Origin of the sequence: Novosphingobium marinum, assembly GCF_013408095.1 — a bacterium.
GTDB lineage: Bacteria > Pseudomonadota > Alphaproteobacteria > Sphingomonadales > Sphingomonadaceae > Novosphingobium > Novosphingobium marinum.
Map to the genome: position 1 here is coordinate 13,954 of NZ_JACBZF010000008.1, position 15,137 is coordinate 29,090.

10 protein-coding genes are annotated in these 15,137 nt (G+C 65.5%); 9 read left to right on the top strand and 1 reads right to left on the bottom strand.

Translation table 11 applies throughout. The features are described from left to right. Nucleotides 1-181: 181 nt before the first annotated feature. The 3 genes from FHS75_RS15850 (at nucleotide 182) to pssA (ending at nucleotide 8,797) form a co-directional block, all read left to right on the top strand. Nucleotides 182-7,108, top strand: coding sequence for a choice-of-anchor I domain-containing protein (locus FHS75_RS15850; protein ID WP_179408656.1), 6,927 nt, complete (start codon nucleotides 182-184; stop codon nucleotides 7,106-7,108). A gap of 145 nt (nucleotides 7,109-7,253) precedes the next feature. Then, complete coding sequence (locus tag FHS75_RS15855; RefSeq protein WP_179408657.1) at nucleotides 7,254-8,003, top strand: phosphatidylserine decarboxylase; 750 nt, start codon at nucleotides 7,254-7,256, stop codon at nucleotides 8,001-8,003. A 29-nt stretch (nucleotides 8,004-8,032) separates the two neighbouring features. Then, complete coding sequence (gene pssA, locus FHS75_RS15860; protein WP_179408701.1) at nucleotides 8,033-8,797, top strand: CDP-diacylglycerol--serine O-phosphatidyltransferase; 765 nt, start codon at nucleotides 8,033-8,035, stop codon at nucleotides 8,795-8,797. Here the strand turns inward: pssA and FHS75_RS15865 are convergent. Then, nucleotides 8,748-9,020, bottom strand: a complete 273-nt coding sequence (locus FHS75_RS15865) for a hypothetical protein (RefSeq protein ID WP_179408658.1) — start codon at nucleotides 9,018-9,020, stop codon at nucleotides 8,748-8,750. The genes pssA and FHS75_RS15865 overlap by 50 nt on opposite strands. 328 nt (nucleotides 9,021-9,348) lie before the next feature. Here FHS75_RS15865 and rpsB point away from each other — a divergent pair, with 328 nt between their 5' ends. The 6 genes from rpsB to uppS all read left to right on the top strand — a co-directional run bounded on the left by rpsB (nucleotide 9,349) and on the right by uppS (nucleotide 15,133). Continuing rightward, nucleotides 9,349-10,152 (top strand): 30S ribosomal protein S2, encoded by an 804-nt coding sequence (gene rpsB / locus FHS75_RS15870; protein ID WP_179408659.1) that lies wholly within the window; start codon nucleotides 9,349-9,351, stop codon nucleotides 10,150-10,152. 86 nt (nucleotides 10,153-10,238) lie between these two features. Continuing rightward, nucleotides 10,239-11,162 (top strand): translation elongation factor Ts, encoded by a 924-nt coding sequence (gene tsf / locus FHS75_RS15875; RefSeq protein ID WP_179408660.1) that lies wholly within the window; start codon nucleotides 10,239-10,241, stop codon nucleotides 11,160-11,162. 201 nt (nucleotides 11,163-11,363) lie between these two features. Beyond that, nucleotides 11,364-13,013, top strand: a complete 1,650-nt coding sequence (locus FHS75_RS15880) for an FAD-binding protein (protein WP_179408661.1) — start codon at nucleotides 11,364-11,366, stop codon at nucleotides 13,011-13,013. A gap of 122 nt (nucleotides 13,014-13,135) precedes the next feature. After that, entirely contained in the window at nucleotides 13,136-13,858 is a 723-nt protein-coding gene (gene pyrH, locus FHS75_RS15885; RefSeq protein ID WP_179408662.1) for a UMP kinase, read from the top strand. Then, on the top strand, nucleotides 13,858-14,415 hold the full coding sequence (frr, locus tag FHS75_RS15890) for a ribosome recycling factor (protein ID WP_179408663.1): 558 nt from the start codon (nucleotides 13,858-13,860) through the stop codon (nucleotides 14,413-14,415). Before pyrH ends, frr begins: the two co-directional genes overlap by 1 nt. A gap of 25 nt (nucleotides 14,416-14,440) precedes the next feature. Next, nucleotides 14,441-15,133, top strand: coding sequence for a polyprenyl diphosphate synthase (gene uppS / locus FHS75_RS15895; RefSeq protein WP_179408664.1), 693 nt, complete (start codon nucleotides 14,441-14,443; stop codon nucleotides 15,131-15,133). Nucleotides 15,134-15,137: the final 4 nt, after the last annotated feature.

Genomic DNA, 15,137 nt, shown 5'->3' on the forward strand with positions numbered 1-15,137 from the left:
GCCGGGATGCCGTCGCCCCTTTCTCGTTTCAACGCAACGACGTTTTCGAATCCGGTTCGGGCCGAATTGCAACAGAACTGTCGTCGAAGTGTAAATTCCCTGCAAGAATCTGTCGCCAGCGTGCGGGCTTCCTTGGACCGGATTCTCGGCCGGTCTTCCTGTGCAAAAGAGGGGAATGCTCGTGGCTATCCTGATTCGCATCGTGTCCGCCGACGGCAAGCATCAGATTTCGAAGGTGGTGAAGTCCCTGCCGGCCCGCCTCGCGGTTCCCGAAGGAGCGAAGGTCGAGGCGATCGACCAGGAAACCGGTCGAGAGATCGAGATCGCCAGGGAGCAGGTGCTCGAACTGGCCGGCGAGGGCCGCGACAGCGAAGCGGCGCGCGACGCGCGCGGCGAAGCCGGACTGATCGTCGAGGAGGGCGCAGACTGGGCCCAGACCGAAGCGAACCTTTCCGACCTGGCGGGCGAGGGCGAAAGCCTCGAAGGCGGTCTCGCCACCGCCGCGTTTGCCGAGGCGGGCGCAGAAGCGGCGACCTATTCCTACGGCTTGCAGTCTGGCGACGACTACGGTGACGACGGCGGTCTTTTCGGCGGCTCCAACGCGCTTCTCTTCGGCCTGCTCGGCGCTGCCGCCATCGCGGTCGCAGTCGTCCTCATCACCGATGACGATGACGATGAAGACGACATCGATGGCGGCGACGGCGGCGGTGACGGCGGCGGCGATACCGATGCGCCCGACGCCCCGGCGGGCCTCGACCTTGCCGCCGGCGACGACACCGGCGCATCGGACAGCGACAACGTCACCTCGATCACCAACGGCCTGACCTTCACCGGCACCGCCGAAGCCGGATCGACTGTCGAACTGTTCGACGGCGGCGCCAGCCTCGGCACGACCACGGCGGGCGATGACGGCTCATTCACCATCGACGTCGACCTTGCCGAGGGCGACCACTCGCTCACCGCGACCGCCACCGATGCTGCCGGCAACACCAGCGCCGCCTCGGCTGCGCTCGACGTGACGGTCGACGCAACGGCGGGCGACGCGCCGGCCGGCCTCGATCTCGACACGGCGAGCGACGACGGCGAATTCGACGACGACGACCTCGTCACCGATGGCCAGGGCCTCGTCATCGGCGGCACCGCCGAGCCGGGAACCACGGTCGAACTGTTCAACGGCTCGAACAGCCTGGGAACGACGACTGCCGGCGACGACGGCGTGTTCTCCTTCACCGTAAATCTGCCAGATGGCGCGAACGACCTTACCGCCGTCGCGACCGACACCGCCGGCAACGTTACCGCCGCATCGGCTCCGCTGACGGTTACCGTCGACTCCAGCGCTCCTGCGGCGCCGGTCTCGCTCACGCTCGATCCCGCCGATGACGACGGCGCGAACGACGGCGTCACCGACCAGACCGATGGCCTGACAATCACCGGCACCGCAGAGGCTGGAAGCACGGTCGAACTGTTCGACGGTTCGACCAGCCTGGGCACCACGACCGCCGGCAGCGACGGTTCGTTCAGCTTCGATGTCGATCTCGATCCCGGCACCCGCACGATCACCGCGATCGCGACCGACGCCAACGGCAACGTCGGCGCCGCGTCCGCGCCGCTGACGCTCGACATCGGAAGCGCGCCGCGCCTCGTGAACACGACCGTCGACGGCGACGGCACCGTCGTCACGCTCTACTTCGACGAGCAGCTCGACATGGACAGTGTGCCCGACGCATCCGATTTCAGCGTCGACATGGACGGCGACATCGCAGTCGAGAGCGTGCAGGTGCTTGGCAACCGCGTCGTGCTCAACCTCGAGAGCCCGGTCGATGGCGATGCGACCGTCTCCTACGATGGCGACGCGATCACCGATGCGGCGGGCAACGCGACCGCTGCCTTCGCCGACCTCGCGCTGCAGCAGGGCGTCTCGGTGATGGCCTCGAACGCGGTCGGCCTCGGCCGGACCGAGACGATCGAACTGAACGGGGCGGAAATCAGCGCCTTCGATCCCGAGACCAATCGCATCTTCGTGACCGGTTCGGACGGCGTGCAGGTCATCCAGCTCGATGACAACCTCGGCATGACCCTGCTCGGCGAGATCTCGGTCGGCACGAACAACATCACCAGCGTCGCGGTGTCGAACGGCATCCTCGCTGTCGCGGTCGTCGCCGACGACAAGACGCAGCCGGGTGACGTCTACTTCATCTCGACCAGCGCCGACGTCGGCGAGGCCGCTGTGCTCGGCAGCATCGAGGTCGGCTCGCTGCCCGACATGGTGACTTTCACGCCCGACGGCAGCAAGGTCCTGGTCGCCAACGAGGCCGAACTCGACGAGGACGGCAACGACCCGGTCGGGTCGATCAGCATCATCGACATCTCGAACGGCATCGGCGCAGCCACGGTCGAGACCGCCGGCTTCGAGGCGTTCAACGACCAGATCGATGCGCTCAAGGCCGCCGGTGTCCGCCTCTTCGCCGGCGAGGAGGGCTTCGAGGACACTACTGTCGCGCAGGACCTCGAGCCCGAGTACATCGCGGTCTCGCCCGACGGCACCACCGCGATGGTGACGCTGCAGGAAAACAACGCCGTCGCCATCGTCGACATTGCGACCGCCACGGTCGTCTCGGTCCAGCCGCTCGGCCTCAAGAGCTTCGACGGCCTGCTTGCCGACTTCTCCGACCGCGACGGCGGCATCGACATCGATGCCGGCGCGCTGCAGGACGACATGGCGATGCTCGATGGCCAGAACGGCTACTTCGCCAAGGCCCTCTTCACCGTCGGAGAGACGCTCGACAGTGGCTACACCCCGCCGGGCGTGATGGACGGCATCGGCGCGACGCTGATCGACGAGAACACCGTGCGCGTCTTCGTCAACCACGAACTGGCGGCGGGCGACGGTTATGCCTTCGAACTGGCGAACGGCACCGAACTGACAGGATCGCGCGTCAGCTATTTCGACATCGATAAGACCACGATGGAGATCGTCGACGGCGGCCTTGCCTTCGACACCGTCTACGACTCGGCAGGCAATGTCGTCACCGACAACTCGTTCTCGATCAATCCGGGCGATGCGGGCACCAACGGCTTCGACCGCTTCTGCTCGGCGAGCCTGTTCGAGGCCGACACTTTCGGCGATGGTCGCGGCCTTGCCGACACGATCTTCTTCACCGGCGAGGAAACCGGCGGCAACTTCAATGCCATCGGCGGCGTCGAGTGGGCGCTCGACATCGACAGCGGCGAACTCTGGGCGCTGCCCTCCTTCGGCCACGGCGCGTGGGAAAACGTCACCCAGCTCGATACCGGCACGACCACGCACGTCGCCTTCATCCTGAGCGACGACACCTCGCCCTTCGACGCCGATGGCGACGATGAGCCCGAAGGCGCGCCGCTGTTCCTCTATGTCGGCGAGAAGGACAGCGATCCCGAAGCCGGGTTCCTTGCACGCAACGGCCTCGATGACGGCCAGCTTTTCGTCTGGGTCCCGGACGATGGCGACAACGATCCGTCGAGCTTCTCCGGACAGGGCAGCAGTTCGGCGGGCGAATGGGTGCTCGTCGACAATTCGCGCAACGAGGCGATGGCATCGGACGACGGCTCGACCGGCTTCGACCAGTTCGGCTATCCGACGCAGCGCAACCTCTGGTCGCAGGCCGAGGATCTGGGCGCCTTTGCCTTCTCGCGTCCCGAGGACGTGGCGACCAACCCGGAGAATCCGAGCGAGTTCGTGCTCGCCTCGACCGGAGCGCCGGGCGCGTTCGACGATGCCGACCAGGTCGGCGAGATCTACACCATGGACGTCCAGTTCAGCATCGTCCCCGCTCCGGGGCTGCCGGGCGATCCGGTGACCTACGACATCGGCGCCACCGGCTCGCTCGAAATCCTCTATGATGGCGATGCCGATCCCGACCAGGCGCTGCGCTCGCCCGACAACCTCGAGTGGTCGCCCGACGGCTTCATCTACGTGCAGGAAGACAAGGCCTTCGACGACGTGTTCGAAGCCGGGGATCGCGCCAACACCAACGAGGCGGGGATCGTGCGGATCGATCCGGCCGACGGCTCGGTAGTGCGCATCGCCAACATCGATCGCTCGGTGCTGCTGCCCGAAGGCGCGGTGGACGAGGCGCCCGATGTTCCGGGCCACTGGGAAAGCTCGGGCATCCTCGATGTCTCGGCCCTGTTCGACCGTCCGGCAGGCTCGCTCTTCATCGCCGACGTGCAGGCGCACGGCATCGATGACCAGAACCGCTTCGACGTCGAGGGCGATGCCGCCCGCATCGTGGACGGCGACCTCAAGGAAGGTGGCCAGCTCGTCTTCCTGTTCAACGAGGAAGCGACGACCGACACTTTCCCGACCAGCGGCAACGCGGGCGTGTTCGGCCAGTTCATGCCCGACGCCATCGCGTCGTACACCGGCGCGGACGGCATGACCTACTACGTCATCGCCAACGAGGGAGACGACCGCGACGACTTCCTGCCCGGTTTCCTCGACGGTTTCGAGGAGTCGCAGCGCGTCGACGACCTGACGCTCGACCCGACCGCGTTCCCCAATGCCGATGTTCTGCAGCAGGATGACGAACTGGGCCGCCTCGGCGTCTCCCAGGCTCCCGGCAATGACGGCGATCTCGACGGCGACGGCGATATCGACCGGCTGCTCGCCTACGGCGGCCGCTCGTTCTCGATCCTCGATTCGAACGGCAACATCGTCTTCGACAGCGGATCGCAGATCGAGGAATTCGTCGCGATGGGCGGCCTCTACGACGAGGACACCAACACCGGTGCGTTCGACGACGGGCGTTCGGACAACAAGGGCCCCGAACCCGAAGGCGTTACCACCGGCGTGTTCGGCGATTCGGTCCTCGCCTTCATCGCGCTCGAGCGCGGCGGCGGCGGCGTGATGGTCTACGATGTCACCGACCCGACCGACGTCGTGTTCGTGCAGTACCTGCGCGGCATGGACGACATCAGCCCCGAGGGCCTCGCCTACGTCAGCGCTGCGGACAGCCCGACCGGAGACGCATTCCTCATCGTGGCGAACGAGGAATCGGAAACCTTATCGCTGTTCGAGCTCACCGAGCCCGGCACCTACACTCTCCAGCTTCTCCATTTCGCCGACGCCGAGGCAGGACTCCTCGCCTCGCAGACCGCTCCGAACCTTGCGGCCCTCGTCGACGCGTTCGAGGACGACTACGCCAACACGGTCATTCTCGCGGGCGGCGACAACTTCCTTCCCGGACCGTTCCTGGCCGCGGGAGCCGATCCCTCGATCAACGACGTGCTGCCCGACGGGGACGTGCAGGGCCGGGTGGACATCGCCATCCACAATGCGATCGGCGTGCAGGCGTCGACCATCGGCAACCATGAATTCGACCTTGGCAGTCGCGGCCTCCGGGACGTCATTGGACCCGACGGAGACTACGCCGGAACGATGTTCCCCTATCTTTCCGCCAATCTCGATTTCTCCGGCGACGGCGATCTCAACCGCTTTTTCGAAGAGACGCTCGGCGACGACGACCTCGAATTCGCATCCGATCTCGACAATGCGATCGTGCCATCGGCCGTCATCGAGGAGAACGGCGAACTCATCGGGCTCGTCGGCGCGACGACTCAGGTACTGGCGCGCATCAGTTCGCCTTCGGGGACCGTGGTCGACGGAAACCCGGGCGACGACGACATGGAACTGCTCGCGCAGCAGTTGCAGCCGTACATCGACGACCTGCGCGACCAGGGCGTCGACAAGATCATCGTCATGGCTCACTTGCAGCAGATCGAGAACGAAATCGCGCTCGCGCCGCTGCTCGAAGGCGTTGACATAATCCTCGCGGCGGGTTCGAACACGCGCCTCGGCGATGCCGACGACGAGGCCGTGGCCTTCCCGGGTCACGAAGCCGACTTCGCGGATACCTACCCGATCCTGACGCAGGGCGCCGACGGTGCTCCGACGCTGATCGTCAACACCGACAACGAATATACCTATCTCGGACGCCTTGTTGTCGAGTTCGACGAGAACGGGGAAATCGTGGTCGATCGCCTCGACGATTATTCCACGGTCAACGGCGCTTATGCCTCGACCGAGGCAAACGTCGCCGATGCCTGGGGCACGACTGTCGAGAACCTCGACGCGACGGCCTTTGCCGAGGGCACGAAGGGTAGCGAGGTCCTTCGCCTGACCGACGCGGTCCAGGACATCATCGATGCCAAGAGCGGCAATGTCTTCGGCTTCTCGACGGTTTATCTCGAAGGTGCGCGCGCGATCGTGCGCAGCGAGGAAACGAATCTCGGCAACCTCACCGCAGACGCCAACGCCGACGCGGCGCGCGAAGCACTGGGCCTCGACGACGATGTCGCGGTGGTCGCGATCAAGAACGGCGGCGGCATCCGCTCGCAGATCGGCACGGTATCGGGAACCGGCGACGATGTCGTGTTCGGGCCGAACCCGGACAACGAGATCAGCCAGCTCGACATCGAGAACTCGTTGCGCTTCGACAATGGCCTCGTCGTGTTCGAGGCGACGCCCGAGCAACTTCTGAACCTGCTCAACTCGCCCAACGCCTTCAATCCGGGCAATGGCGGGTTCCTGCAGACGAGCGGCATCCAGGTCAGTTACGATCCGGGAGCCGACGCCGGTATGCGGGTGGTAGACGTGGCGCTGGTCGATGCGAACGGCAACAAGACCGCGATCGTCGACGATGGCGAGGTGCTAGACAGCGCTCCGGACGTGATCAACATGGTCATCCTCGACTTCACCGCCCGGCAGGACGGCGACGGATACCAGGTTGCGGAGAACGGCTCGAACTTCCGCTACATTCTCGAAGACTACTCGCTTTCGGATCCGCTCGGCGTCATCGACAATCCGGATAGCGACGATCCGGACAACATCCTTGTCGACACCAACAGCTTCGACGGCGAAGTGCTTGGCGAACAGGAGGCCCTGGCCGACTACCTCCTCGAAAATTACGGCACGCTCGAAACGGCGTACGACATCGAGGACACCGACCAGGAGTTCGACGAGCGCATCCAGAACATCGAGGTTCGCGAGGATACCGTACTCGACGGCGTCTCCGCTGCGATGGCGGCGATGAGCATCGAGGCGGACGCTGCGGCATTCGTGATAGGCTGACGAAAGCGCAGGCATCCTGAGGCTGCATCAGACGGGGCGTCCGGCTCGAAAAGCCGGGCGCCCTGTCGCCTTCGCGAACGGGAGGAACGGTCCGGTGGCGGTGCCGGCCATTGCGGGGCGGGCCGCGCACGCCTAGATGGTATTGATGCCCGGTGAAATCCTAGACAACCAGGGAAAGGGGGAGGCGAGCTGGAGCTGGCCTCCGATCCATCCCGAATTCCGCCTTTTCGCAGCCATCGGCGCGGGCCTGTGCCTGGTGGCAGCCCTGCTCGGATGGGAGACGCTGGCCTGGCCGCTTGGCGCGCTGACCGTAGGTATCGTCGCGTTCTTCCGCGATCCGCGCCGCGTCACCCCGACCGGAGACCGCTTCATCGTCTCGCCCGCCGACGGCCTCGTGACGCTCATCCAGAAGGTGCCGCCGCCGCGCGAGCTGACCGTCGACGACGGCAGCGGGCGACCGGGCCTCAAGGACGAGCCGGTCACGCGCGTCTCGATCTTCATGAGCGTGTTCGACGTGCACATCAATCGCGCGCCGATCGGCGGGACAGTGCGCCGCGTGGTCTACATCCCCGGAAAGTTCGTCAACGCCGACCTCGACAAGGCGAGCGAGGAGAACGAGCGCCAGCACGTCATGATCGAGCGCGGCGATGGCCTCGTGCTGTGCTTCACGCAGATCGCGGGGCTGGTGGCGCGACGCATCGTGCCGTTCATCAAGCCGGGCGACATGCTCGCATCGGGCCAGCGCGTCGGCCTCATCCGCTTCGGCAGCCGCGTCGACGTCTACCTGCCCGAGGGGACGGAGCCGCGCGTCATCATGGGCCAGAAGGTGACCGCGGGCGAGACCATCCTGGCCGAGATCGGCGAGCAGTTGCAGATCGAGGGTATCTACCAGTGAGCGAGCCGCTTCGCGAACGCCGCCGCCGGATGCAGCCGGGCCTCTCGCTGCGTGCGCTCGTGCCCAATGCCATCACCGCCGCAGCGCTGTGCGTCGGGCTGACCGGCATCCGCTTCGCCATCGCCGGCGAGTTCGAGAAGGCGGTGGGGGCGGTGATCCTTGCAGGCGTGCTCGACGGGATCGACGGACGGGCGGCGCGGCTCCTGAAAGCGCAATCGCGCTTCGGGGCCGAGCTCGACAGCCTTGCCGACGCGATATCCTTCGGCGTCGCCCCGGCGCTCATCGTCTATCTCTGGACGCTGCAGAACCTGCCGAGCGTGGGCTGGTTCGCCTCGCTCGCGTTTGCGATCTGCTGCGTGCTCAGGCTCGCGCGGTTCAACGCCCGTATCGACCTGCCGGACCAGCCGCACAAGCAGGCTGGCTTCCTGACCGGCGTCCCCGCGCCGCTGGGGGCAGGCCTCGCCTTTCTGCCGATGTACCTGTGGATCGCGAGCAGCCGCCCGGAATTCAGCGATCCGATCGCGATCAGCATCTGGATGATCCTCATCGCATTCCTGATGATCTCGAGCCTGCCGACGCTGAGCTGGTCGAAACTGCGGCCGCGCCGAAACATCCGGATCGAGATCATCGCTCTGGTCGGACTGCTCGTCGCGGCGCTCCTCCTCGAGCCGTGGTTTACGCTCGTGGCAATCAGCCTCGTCTACATCGCGCTTATCCCGGTAGGCCTGATCGCCTACGCGCGGGTCAGGCGGCAGCGCGCAGCTGCAAGGCCCGCGCCGGCCGAACCGACCTGACGTCGCCGGCAGTGCCGAATACGGGACGCAGCACGCGCGCCCGCACGGAAGGAACCGAGTATTCGCGCGTCGAAAAGCGAAGCTCGCGTTCGGCAACGGCGCTTGCCACTTCACGGCGCAGCGCCGGGATCGCGTCCGCATAGCGCCTGACAGTCGCAGCGATCGTGCCGCCTGCGAGCAGGGCCGAGCCGACGAACAACACTGCCAGTACCTGATCGATCATGCGTCTTCCCCTTTTTTCCGTCCTGTGCGCCGACCGGTGGAAACCCTGTCGATAACTTGTGGATATGTTCGAATCGGACTATTCTCGCGTCCACAAGTACAATGTTCTCTTTTTGTTCCGTGACGTCAAGCGCTTTCGGGCGTTTTTCACGCAACCACTGGATTTCCGCCACGCTTGGGGCTAAGGGGACGCCGCCTGACGGATTCGGCCCGGCATCGGGGCGCGTGCGCAAGGCAAATCCACATGGGAAGCACTGACATACCGGTGCCGCAGCGGACAGTCCGCACGGTTCCAGCTTCCCAGAGGCATAACCGGAAAGGAACGTACTATGGCGGCTCCCACCGTCACCATGCAGCAATTGATCGAGGCCGGCGCACACTTCGGCCACCAGACCCACCGCTGGAACCCGCGGATGAAGCCGTACATCTTCGGCGCCCGCAACGGTGTTCACATCATCGACCTGTCGCAGACCGTGCCGCTGATGGCGCGCGCGCTCGACTTCGTCTCGGCCACCGTCCAGGCGGGCGGCAAGGTGCTGTTCGTCGGCACCAAGCGCCAGGCACAGCAGCCGATCGCCGAAGCGGCGCGTTCGTGCGGCCAGCACTTCGTGAACCACCGCTGGCTGGGCGGCATGCTCACCAACTGGAAGACGATCTCGCAGTCGATCAAGCGCCTCAAGACGCTTGAGGAAACGCTCGGCGGCGACACGGCGGGCCTTACCAAGAAGGAAGTCCTCCAGCTCACTCGCGAGCGCGACAAGCTCGAGCTTTCGCTCGGCGGTATCCGCGACATGGGAGGCATTCCCGACGTGATGTTCGTGATCGACGCGAACAAGGAAGAACTGGCGATCAAGGAAGCCAACGTGCTCGGCATCCCGGTCGTCGCGGTGCTCGACACCAACGTCGATCCGCAGGGTATCGCCTTCCCGGTTCCGGGCAACGACGATGCCAGCCGCGCCGTGCGCCTCTACTGCGACGCGATCGCGCAGGCCGCAACCAAGGGCGGCACCGCCGCGGTGGTCGATTCGGGTGTCGACGTGGGCGCGATGGACGAGCCGGTGGCCGAGGAAGCCGCGGCCGAGCCCGCCGCCGAGCCGGCCGAGGAAAGCGCTGCCGAGCCCGCACAGGGCTGAACGCGCTCGCCGTTGTCATGAATTCGTAGCGCCCCGGCCTCATTGCGCCGGGGCGCGACCCAACCATTACCAAGAGGAATAGCCAAATGGCCTACACCGCCGCTGACGTGAAGAACCTTCGCGAGCGCACCGGAGCCGGCATGATGGACTGCAAGAAGGCGCTCGAGGAAGCGAACGGCGATTTTGAAGCCGCCGTCGACTCGCTGCGTGCCAAGGGCCTTGCCGCCGCCGCCAAGAAGTCGAGCCGCACCGCCGCCGAAGGCCTCGTCGGCGTTGCCGTCGAAGGCACCAAGGGCGTTGCCGTCGAAGTGAATTCCGAAACCGACTTCGTCGCCAAGAACGACCAGTTCCAGGATTTCGTGCGCAAGACCACGCAGGTCGCGCTCGGCCAGTCCTCCGACGACGTCGAGGCGCTCAAGTCGGCTTCCTATCCCGACGGCGGCACCGTGTCCGACAAGCTGACCGACAACGTCGCGACCATCGGCGAGAACCAGCAGGTGCGCCGCATGAAGACCGTTTCGGTGCCGAACGGCATCGTCGTGCCCTACATGCACAACGCCGCCGCGCCGAACCTCGGCAAGATCGGCGTGCTCGTTGCGCTCGAAAGCGATGCTGGCGCCGATGTGCTCGAGCCGCTCGGCAAGCAGATCGCGATGCACATCGCCGCCGCGTTCCCGCTGGCGCTTTCCGCAGACGACCTCGACCAGGAACTGATCGAGCGCGAGCGCAAGATCGCCGCCGAGAAGGCCGCGGAAAGCGGCAAGCCCGAGAACGTCCAGGAAAAGATGGTCGAAGGCGCGGTCGCCAAGTTCGCCAAGGAAAACGCGCTGCTCAGCCAGGTCTTCGTCATGGACAACAAGACCCCGGTCGCGCAGGTCGTCGAGCAGGCGGGCAAGGAAGCCGGCACCAAGATCGTGCTGACAGACTTCGTTCGTTACCAGCTCGGCGAGGGCATCGAGAAGGAAGAGAGCGACTTCGCCGCCGAAGTCGCCGCCGCTGCCGGCGTCTGATTGCCGCATCGGCCATCACGGCAAACCAGCGGGCCGGGGGAGCGATCCTCCGGCCCGTTTGCTTTTCGTCCCGATGGTTTCGCACATGCCTATGACATGTACGAGTGGCACCGCCGCGGGTCCTGACATATGACATCTGTCACATCATAAATCGGCGAGGCGCGCGTATCGCGGTGACTGTCGCCAACGGGAGCTGGATCAATGAGCGATGATGCGTGGGATCTCGAAGCGGACGTCGTCGTGCTGGGCTCGGGCGGCGCTGCCATGACGGCGGCGATCGCTGCGAAGGATTTCGGGGCGAAGGATGTCGTCATCCTCGAGAAGTCCGGCATGGTCGGCGGCACCACGGCAATGTCGGGCGGCATGCTGTGGATCCCGAACAACCCGTACCAGGTCGAGGCGGGGATCGAGGATAGTGACGAGGACATCGTAGCTTACCTCGACGCGCTTTCGCCCGGACAACTCGATCCGGACAACCTGATGGCATTCATGGAAAGCGGGCCCGAGCTGATCCGCTACCTTCGCGAAAAGACGCCGGTGCGTTTCCATGCCTACGCCGACTTTCCGGACTACCAGCCCTACCTGCCGGGCGCGAAGCCCGACGGTGGCCGCTCGCTGGACAACGACGCGTTTTCCTTCAACCGCCTCGGCAAGTGGGCCGCGCGCGTGAATCCGACCAAGATGGCCTACCCGGTGCGCGGCAGCCTTATGGAAGCGGTCAGCGGAACTCTTGACGAGGCAACGCTCGCCGAACGCGAGGATGGCGATTTCCGGGGCCTCGGCCAGGCGCTCATCGGGGCGCTGTTCCTTGCGGTTCTCGACCGCGAGATCCCTGTCGAGTTCGAGAAGCGAGCCCGCAAGCTCGTCAAGGACGGCGACCGGGTCATGGGTGTCGTCGCCGAAGATGCGAACGGGAAGGATTTCCGGGTCCGCGCCCGGCGCGGTGTCGTCATTGCGACCGGCGGGTTCGAATGGAACGAGAAGCTCGTGCAGACCTTCCTGCGCGGCCCGCTGACCGGGCCCGTAAGCGTGCCGGAGAACGAGGGTGACGGCCTGCTGATGGCAATGGATGCCGGCGCCCAGCTCGGCAACATGCAGCACGCGTTCTGGCAGCAGAGCGTCCTCGAATACGAACCGAAGCATCGCGATGCCAAGCCCAACTACATGCTCGGCTCTGACGAGCGCGCGCGACCGGGCGCGATCCTCGTCAACCGCACGGGCAAGCGCTTCGTCAACGAGGCGGCCAATTACAATGCGATGGGCAAGGCGCTGCACGCCTTCGACGCGGGCACGCACTCGTACGCGAACCTGCCATACTGGCTGATCCTCGACCAGCGCTACAAGGACAAGTACCCGACCTTCACTTCGCCACCGGGCTCGCCGATCCCGCCGTACATGATGCAGGCGGACACGCTGGAGGACCTGGCGCGAATGGCCGGGATCGATCCCGAAGGACTGGCGTCCACGGTCGGGCGCTTCAACGAGATGGTGAGGAACGGACACGACGACGATTTCAATCGCGGCGACAATACCTACGACAATTTCTACATGTGGGGCGATCCCGAGTTCGAACCCCCGTATCGCACGCTGGGCCCTATCGACCGGGCTCCGTACTACGCGGTGAAGATGGAGTCGGGCGCGCTGGGCACCGCCGGCGGGCCCAAGACCAACGACAATGCGCAGGTCCTCGACTGGGAGGGCAAGCCCATCCCCGGACTCTATGCAGCGGGCAACGCCATGGCGGCGGTTCTGGGCGAGGCCTACGGCGGCGCGGGCGGCACGCTCGGCCCCGGACTGACCTTCGGCTACATCGCCGGCAAGCACCTGGGCACACACCTTTCCAATCACTGAGCCGCAACGCTTGCCGGTTCCTGACATGACGTCAGCCTTGCAGCCAGGCCACTCTACGCTTGGCAACGGGGACGCTTGGCTTTAGGCGGGGCCATCCCGCCACACCGAGACCCCGGACCCCCATGAGCCTACCCGAATTCAAGCGCATCCTGCTCAAGCTTTCGGGAGAGGTGCTGATGGGCAACCAGTCCTACGGTATCGATCCCGAATTCGTCGCCAAGCTTGCGCAGGAAGTCAGGGACGCCAAGGACACCGGGCTGGAGATCTGCCTCGTCATCGGCGGCGGCAACATCTTCCGTGGGCTTTCGGCGGCGGCCAAGGGGCTCGACCGCACCACCGGCGACTACATGGGCATGCTGGCGACGGTGATGAACGCGCTCGCCATGCAGAACGCCCTCGAACAGCTCGGCGTCGAGACGCGGGTGCAATCGGCGATCCCGATGGCCTCGGTCTGCGAGCCCTACATTCGCCGCCGGGCCGAACGCCACTTGCAGAAAGGGCGCATCGTCATCTTTGCAGCGGGGACGGGCAACCCGTTCTTCACGACCGATACCGGGGCGGCGCTGCGCGCGGCGGAAATGGGCTGCGACGCGCTCTTCAAGGGCACCAGCGTCGATGGCGTCTACAACGCCGATCCCAAGAAATCACCCGACGCGGAACGGTTCGAAACAATCTCTTACGATACGGTTCTCAGCCGCAACCTCAAGGTGATGGACGCGTCGGCGGTGGCGCTGTGCCGCGAGAACGCGATCCCCATCGTCGTCTTCTCGATCCGGGAACGCGGCAACCTTGCGAAGGTTCTGGAAGGCAAGGGCACCCAGACAATAGTACAGGAGGAAGCCTGATGGCCAAATACGACAAGGCCGATCTCGAAAGGCGCATGCAGGGCGCGGTGGATTCGCTGAAGAGCGATCTTTCCGGCCTGCGCACGGGCCGCGCGAATACGACGCTGCTCGATCCGATCGTGGTCGAGGTCTATGGCGCGCAGATGCCGCTCAACCAGGTGGCGACGGTTTCGGCCCCCGAGCCGCGCATGCTTTCGGTCCAGGTGTGGGACAAGTCGAACATCGGTCCGGTCGAAAAGGCGATCCGCGCCGCAGGACTGGGCCTTAACCCGATCAACGACGGCAACGTGCTGCGCCTGCCGATCCCCGACCTCACCGAGGAACGGCGCAAGGAGCTTGCCAAGCTTGCCGGGCAGTACGCCGAAAAGGCGCGCGTCGCGATCCGCAACGTGCGGCGCGACGGCAACGAGGCGCTCAAGGCCGACGAGGCGAAGAAGGAAATCTCCGAGGACGAGAAGAAGCGCGGCGAGGACGACGTCCAGAAGCTGACCGACGACATGATCAGGAAGGTCGACGACGAGCTGGCGCGCAAGGAAAAGGACATCCTCTCGCAGTGATCGGGGGCGGGTGCCGGGAAACGTGATGGCAGGCGAAGGCGAACCCGCAGGCGCGCGCCACGTCGCGATCATCATGGACGGCAACGGGCGCTGGGCGAAGAAGCGCCGTCTGCCTCGCGCGGTGGGCCACCAGCGCGGCGTCGAGGCGGTTCGCCGGATGGTGCGCGGCGCTGCCGACTTCGGGCTCGAGGCGTTGACCATCTACGCCTTCTCCACCGAGAACTGGCGCCGCCCGGACGAGGAAATCTCCGACCTCATGTCGCTGATGAAGAAATTCATCATGAGTGACCTGGAGGAGTTCGTCGAGAACAATGTCCGGCTGAAAATAATCGGCGATTACAAGGCGTTCGCACCCGATGTTGTCGAACTGATCGAACATGCCCTGGCGCGTACGGCGGACAATACCGGCGTGATGCTCGCCGTCGCGCTCAACTACGGCTCGCAGGACGAGATCGCTCGCGCGGCGGCGAAGGCCGCGGCAATCGGCGCGATCACGCCCGAAGCCATAGAGGCCGCGCTCGACACCGCCGAAATGCCGCCGCTCGACCTGCTTATCCGCACCTCGGGCGAGGTTCGCCTGTCGAACTTCCTGTTGTGGCAGGCAGCTTATGCCGAGCTCTACTTCGTCGACGTGCTCTGGCCAGACTTCACCGCCGATCACCTGAAGGAGGCGCTCGACGCCTTCGCCGCGCGGGAGCGTCGCTATGGTGGACGCTGAAGTC

Bases quoted from the DNA above. Each gene is read 5' to 3' on its own strand.
- FHS75_RS15855 (WP_179408657.1), top strand. From the start codon at position 7,254: ATGCCCGGTGAAATCCTAGACAACCAGGGAAAGGGGGAGGCGAGCTGG.
- pssA (WP_179408701.1), top strand. From the start codon at position 8,033: ATGCAGCCGGGCCTCTCGCTGCGTGCGCTCGTGCCCAATGCCATCACC.
- FHS75_RS15865 (WP_179408658.1), bottom strand. From the start codon at position 9,020: ATGATCGATCAGGTACTGGCAGTGTTGTTCGTCGGCTCGGCCCTGCTC.
- rpsB (WP_179408659.1), top strand. From the start codon at position 9,349: ATGGCGGCTCCCACCGTCACCATGCAGCAATTGATCGAGGCCGGCGCA.
- tsf (WP_179408660.1), top strand. From the start codon at position 10,239: ATGGCCTACACCGCCGCTGACGTGAAGAACCTTCGCGAGCGCACCGGA.
- FHS75_RS15880 (WP_179408661.1), top strand. From the start codon at position 11,364: ATGAGCGATGATGCGTGGGATCTCGAAGCGGACGTCGTCGTGCTGGGC.
- pyrH (WP_179408662.1), top strand. From the start codon at position 13,136: ATGAGCCTACCCGAATTCAAGCGCATCCTGCTCAAGCTTTCGGGAGAG.
- frr (WP_179408663.1), top strand. From the start codon at position 13,858: ATGGCCAAATACGACAAGGCCGATCTCGAAAGGCGCATGCAGGGCGCG.
- uppS (WP_179408664.1), top strand. From the start codon at position 14,441: ATGGCAGGCGAAGGCGAACCCGCAGGCGCGCGCCACGTCGCGATCATC.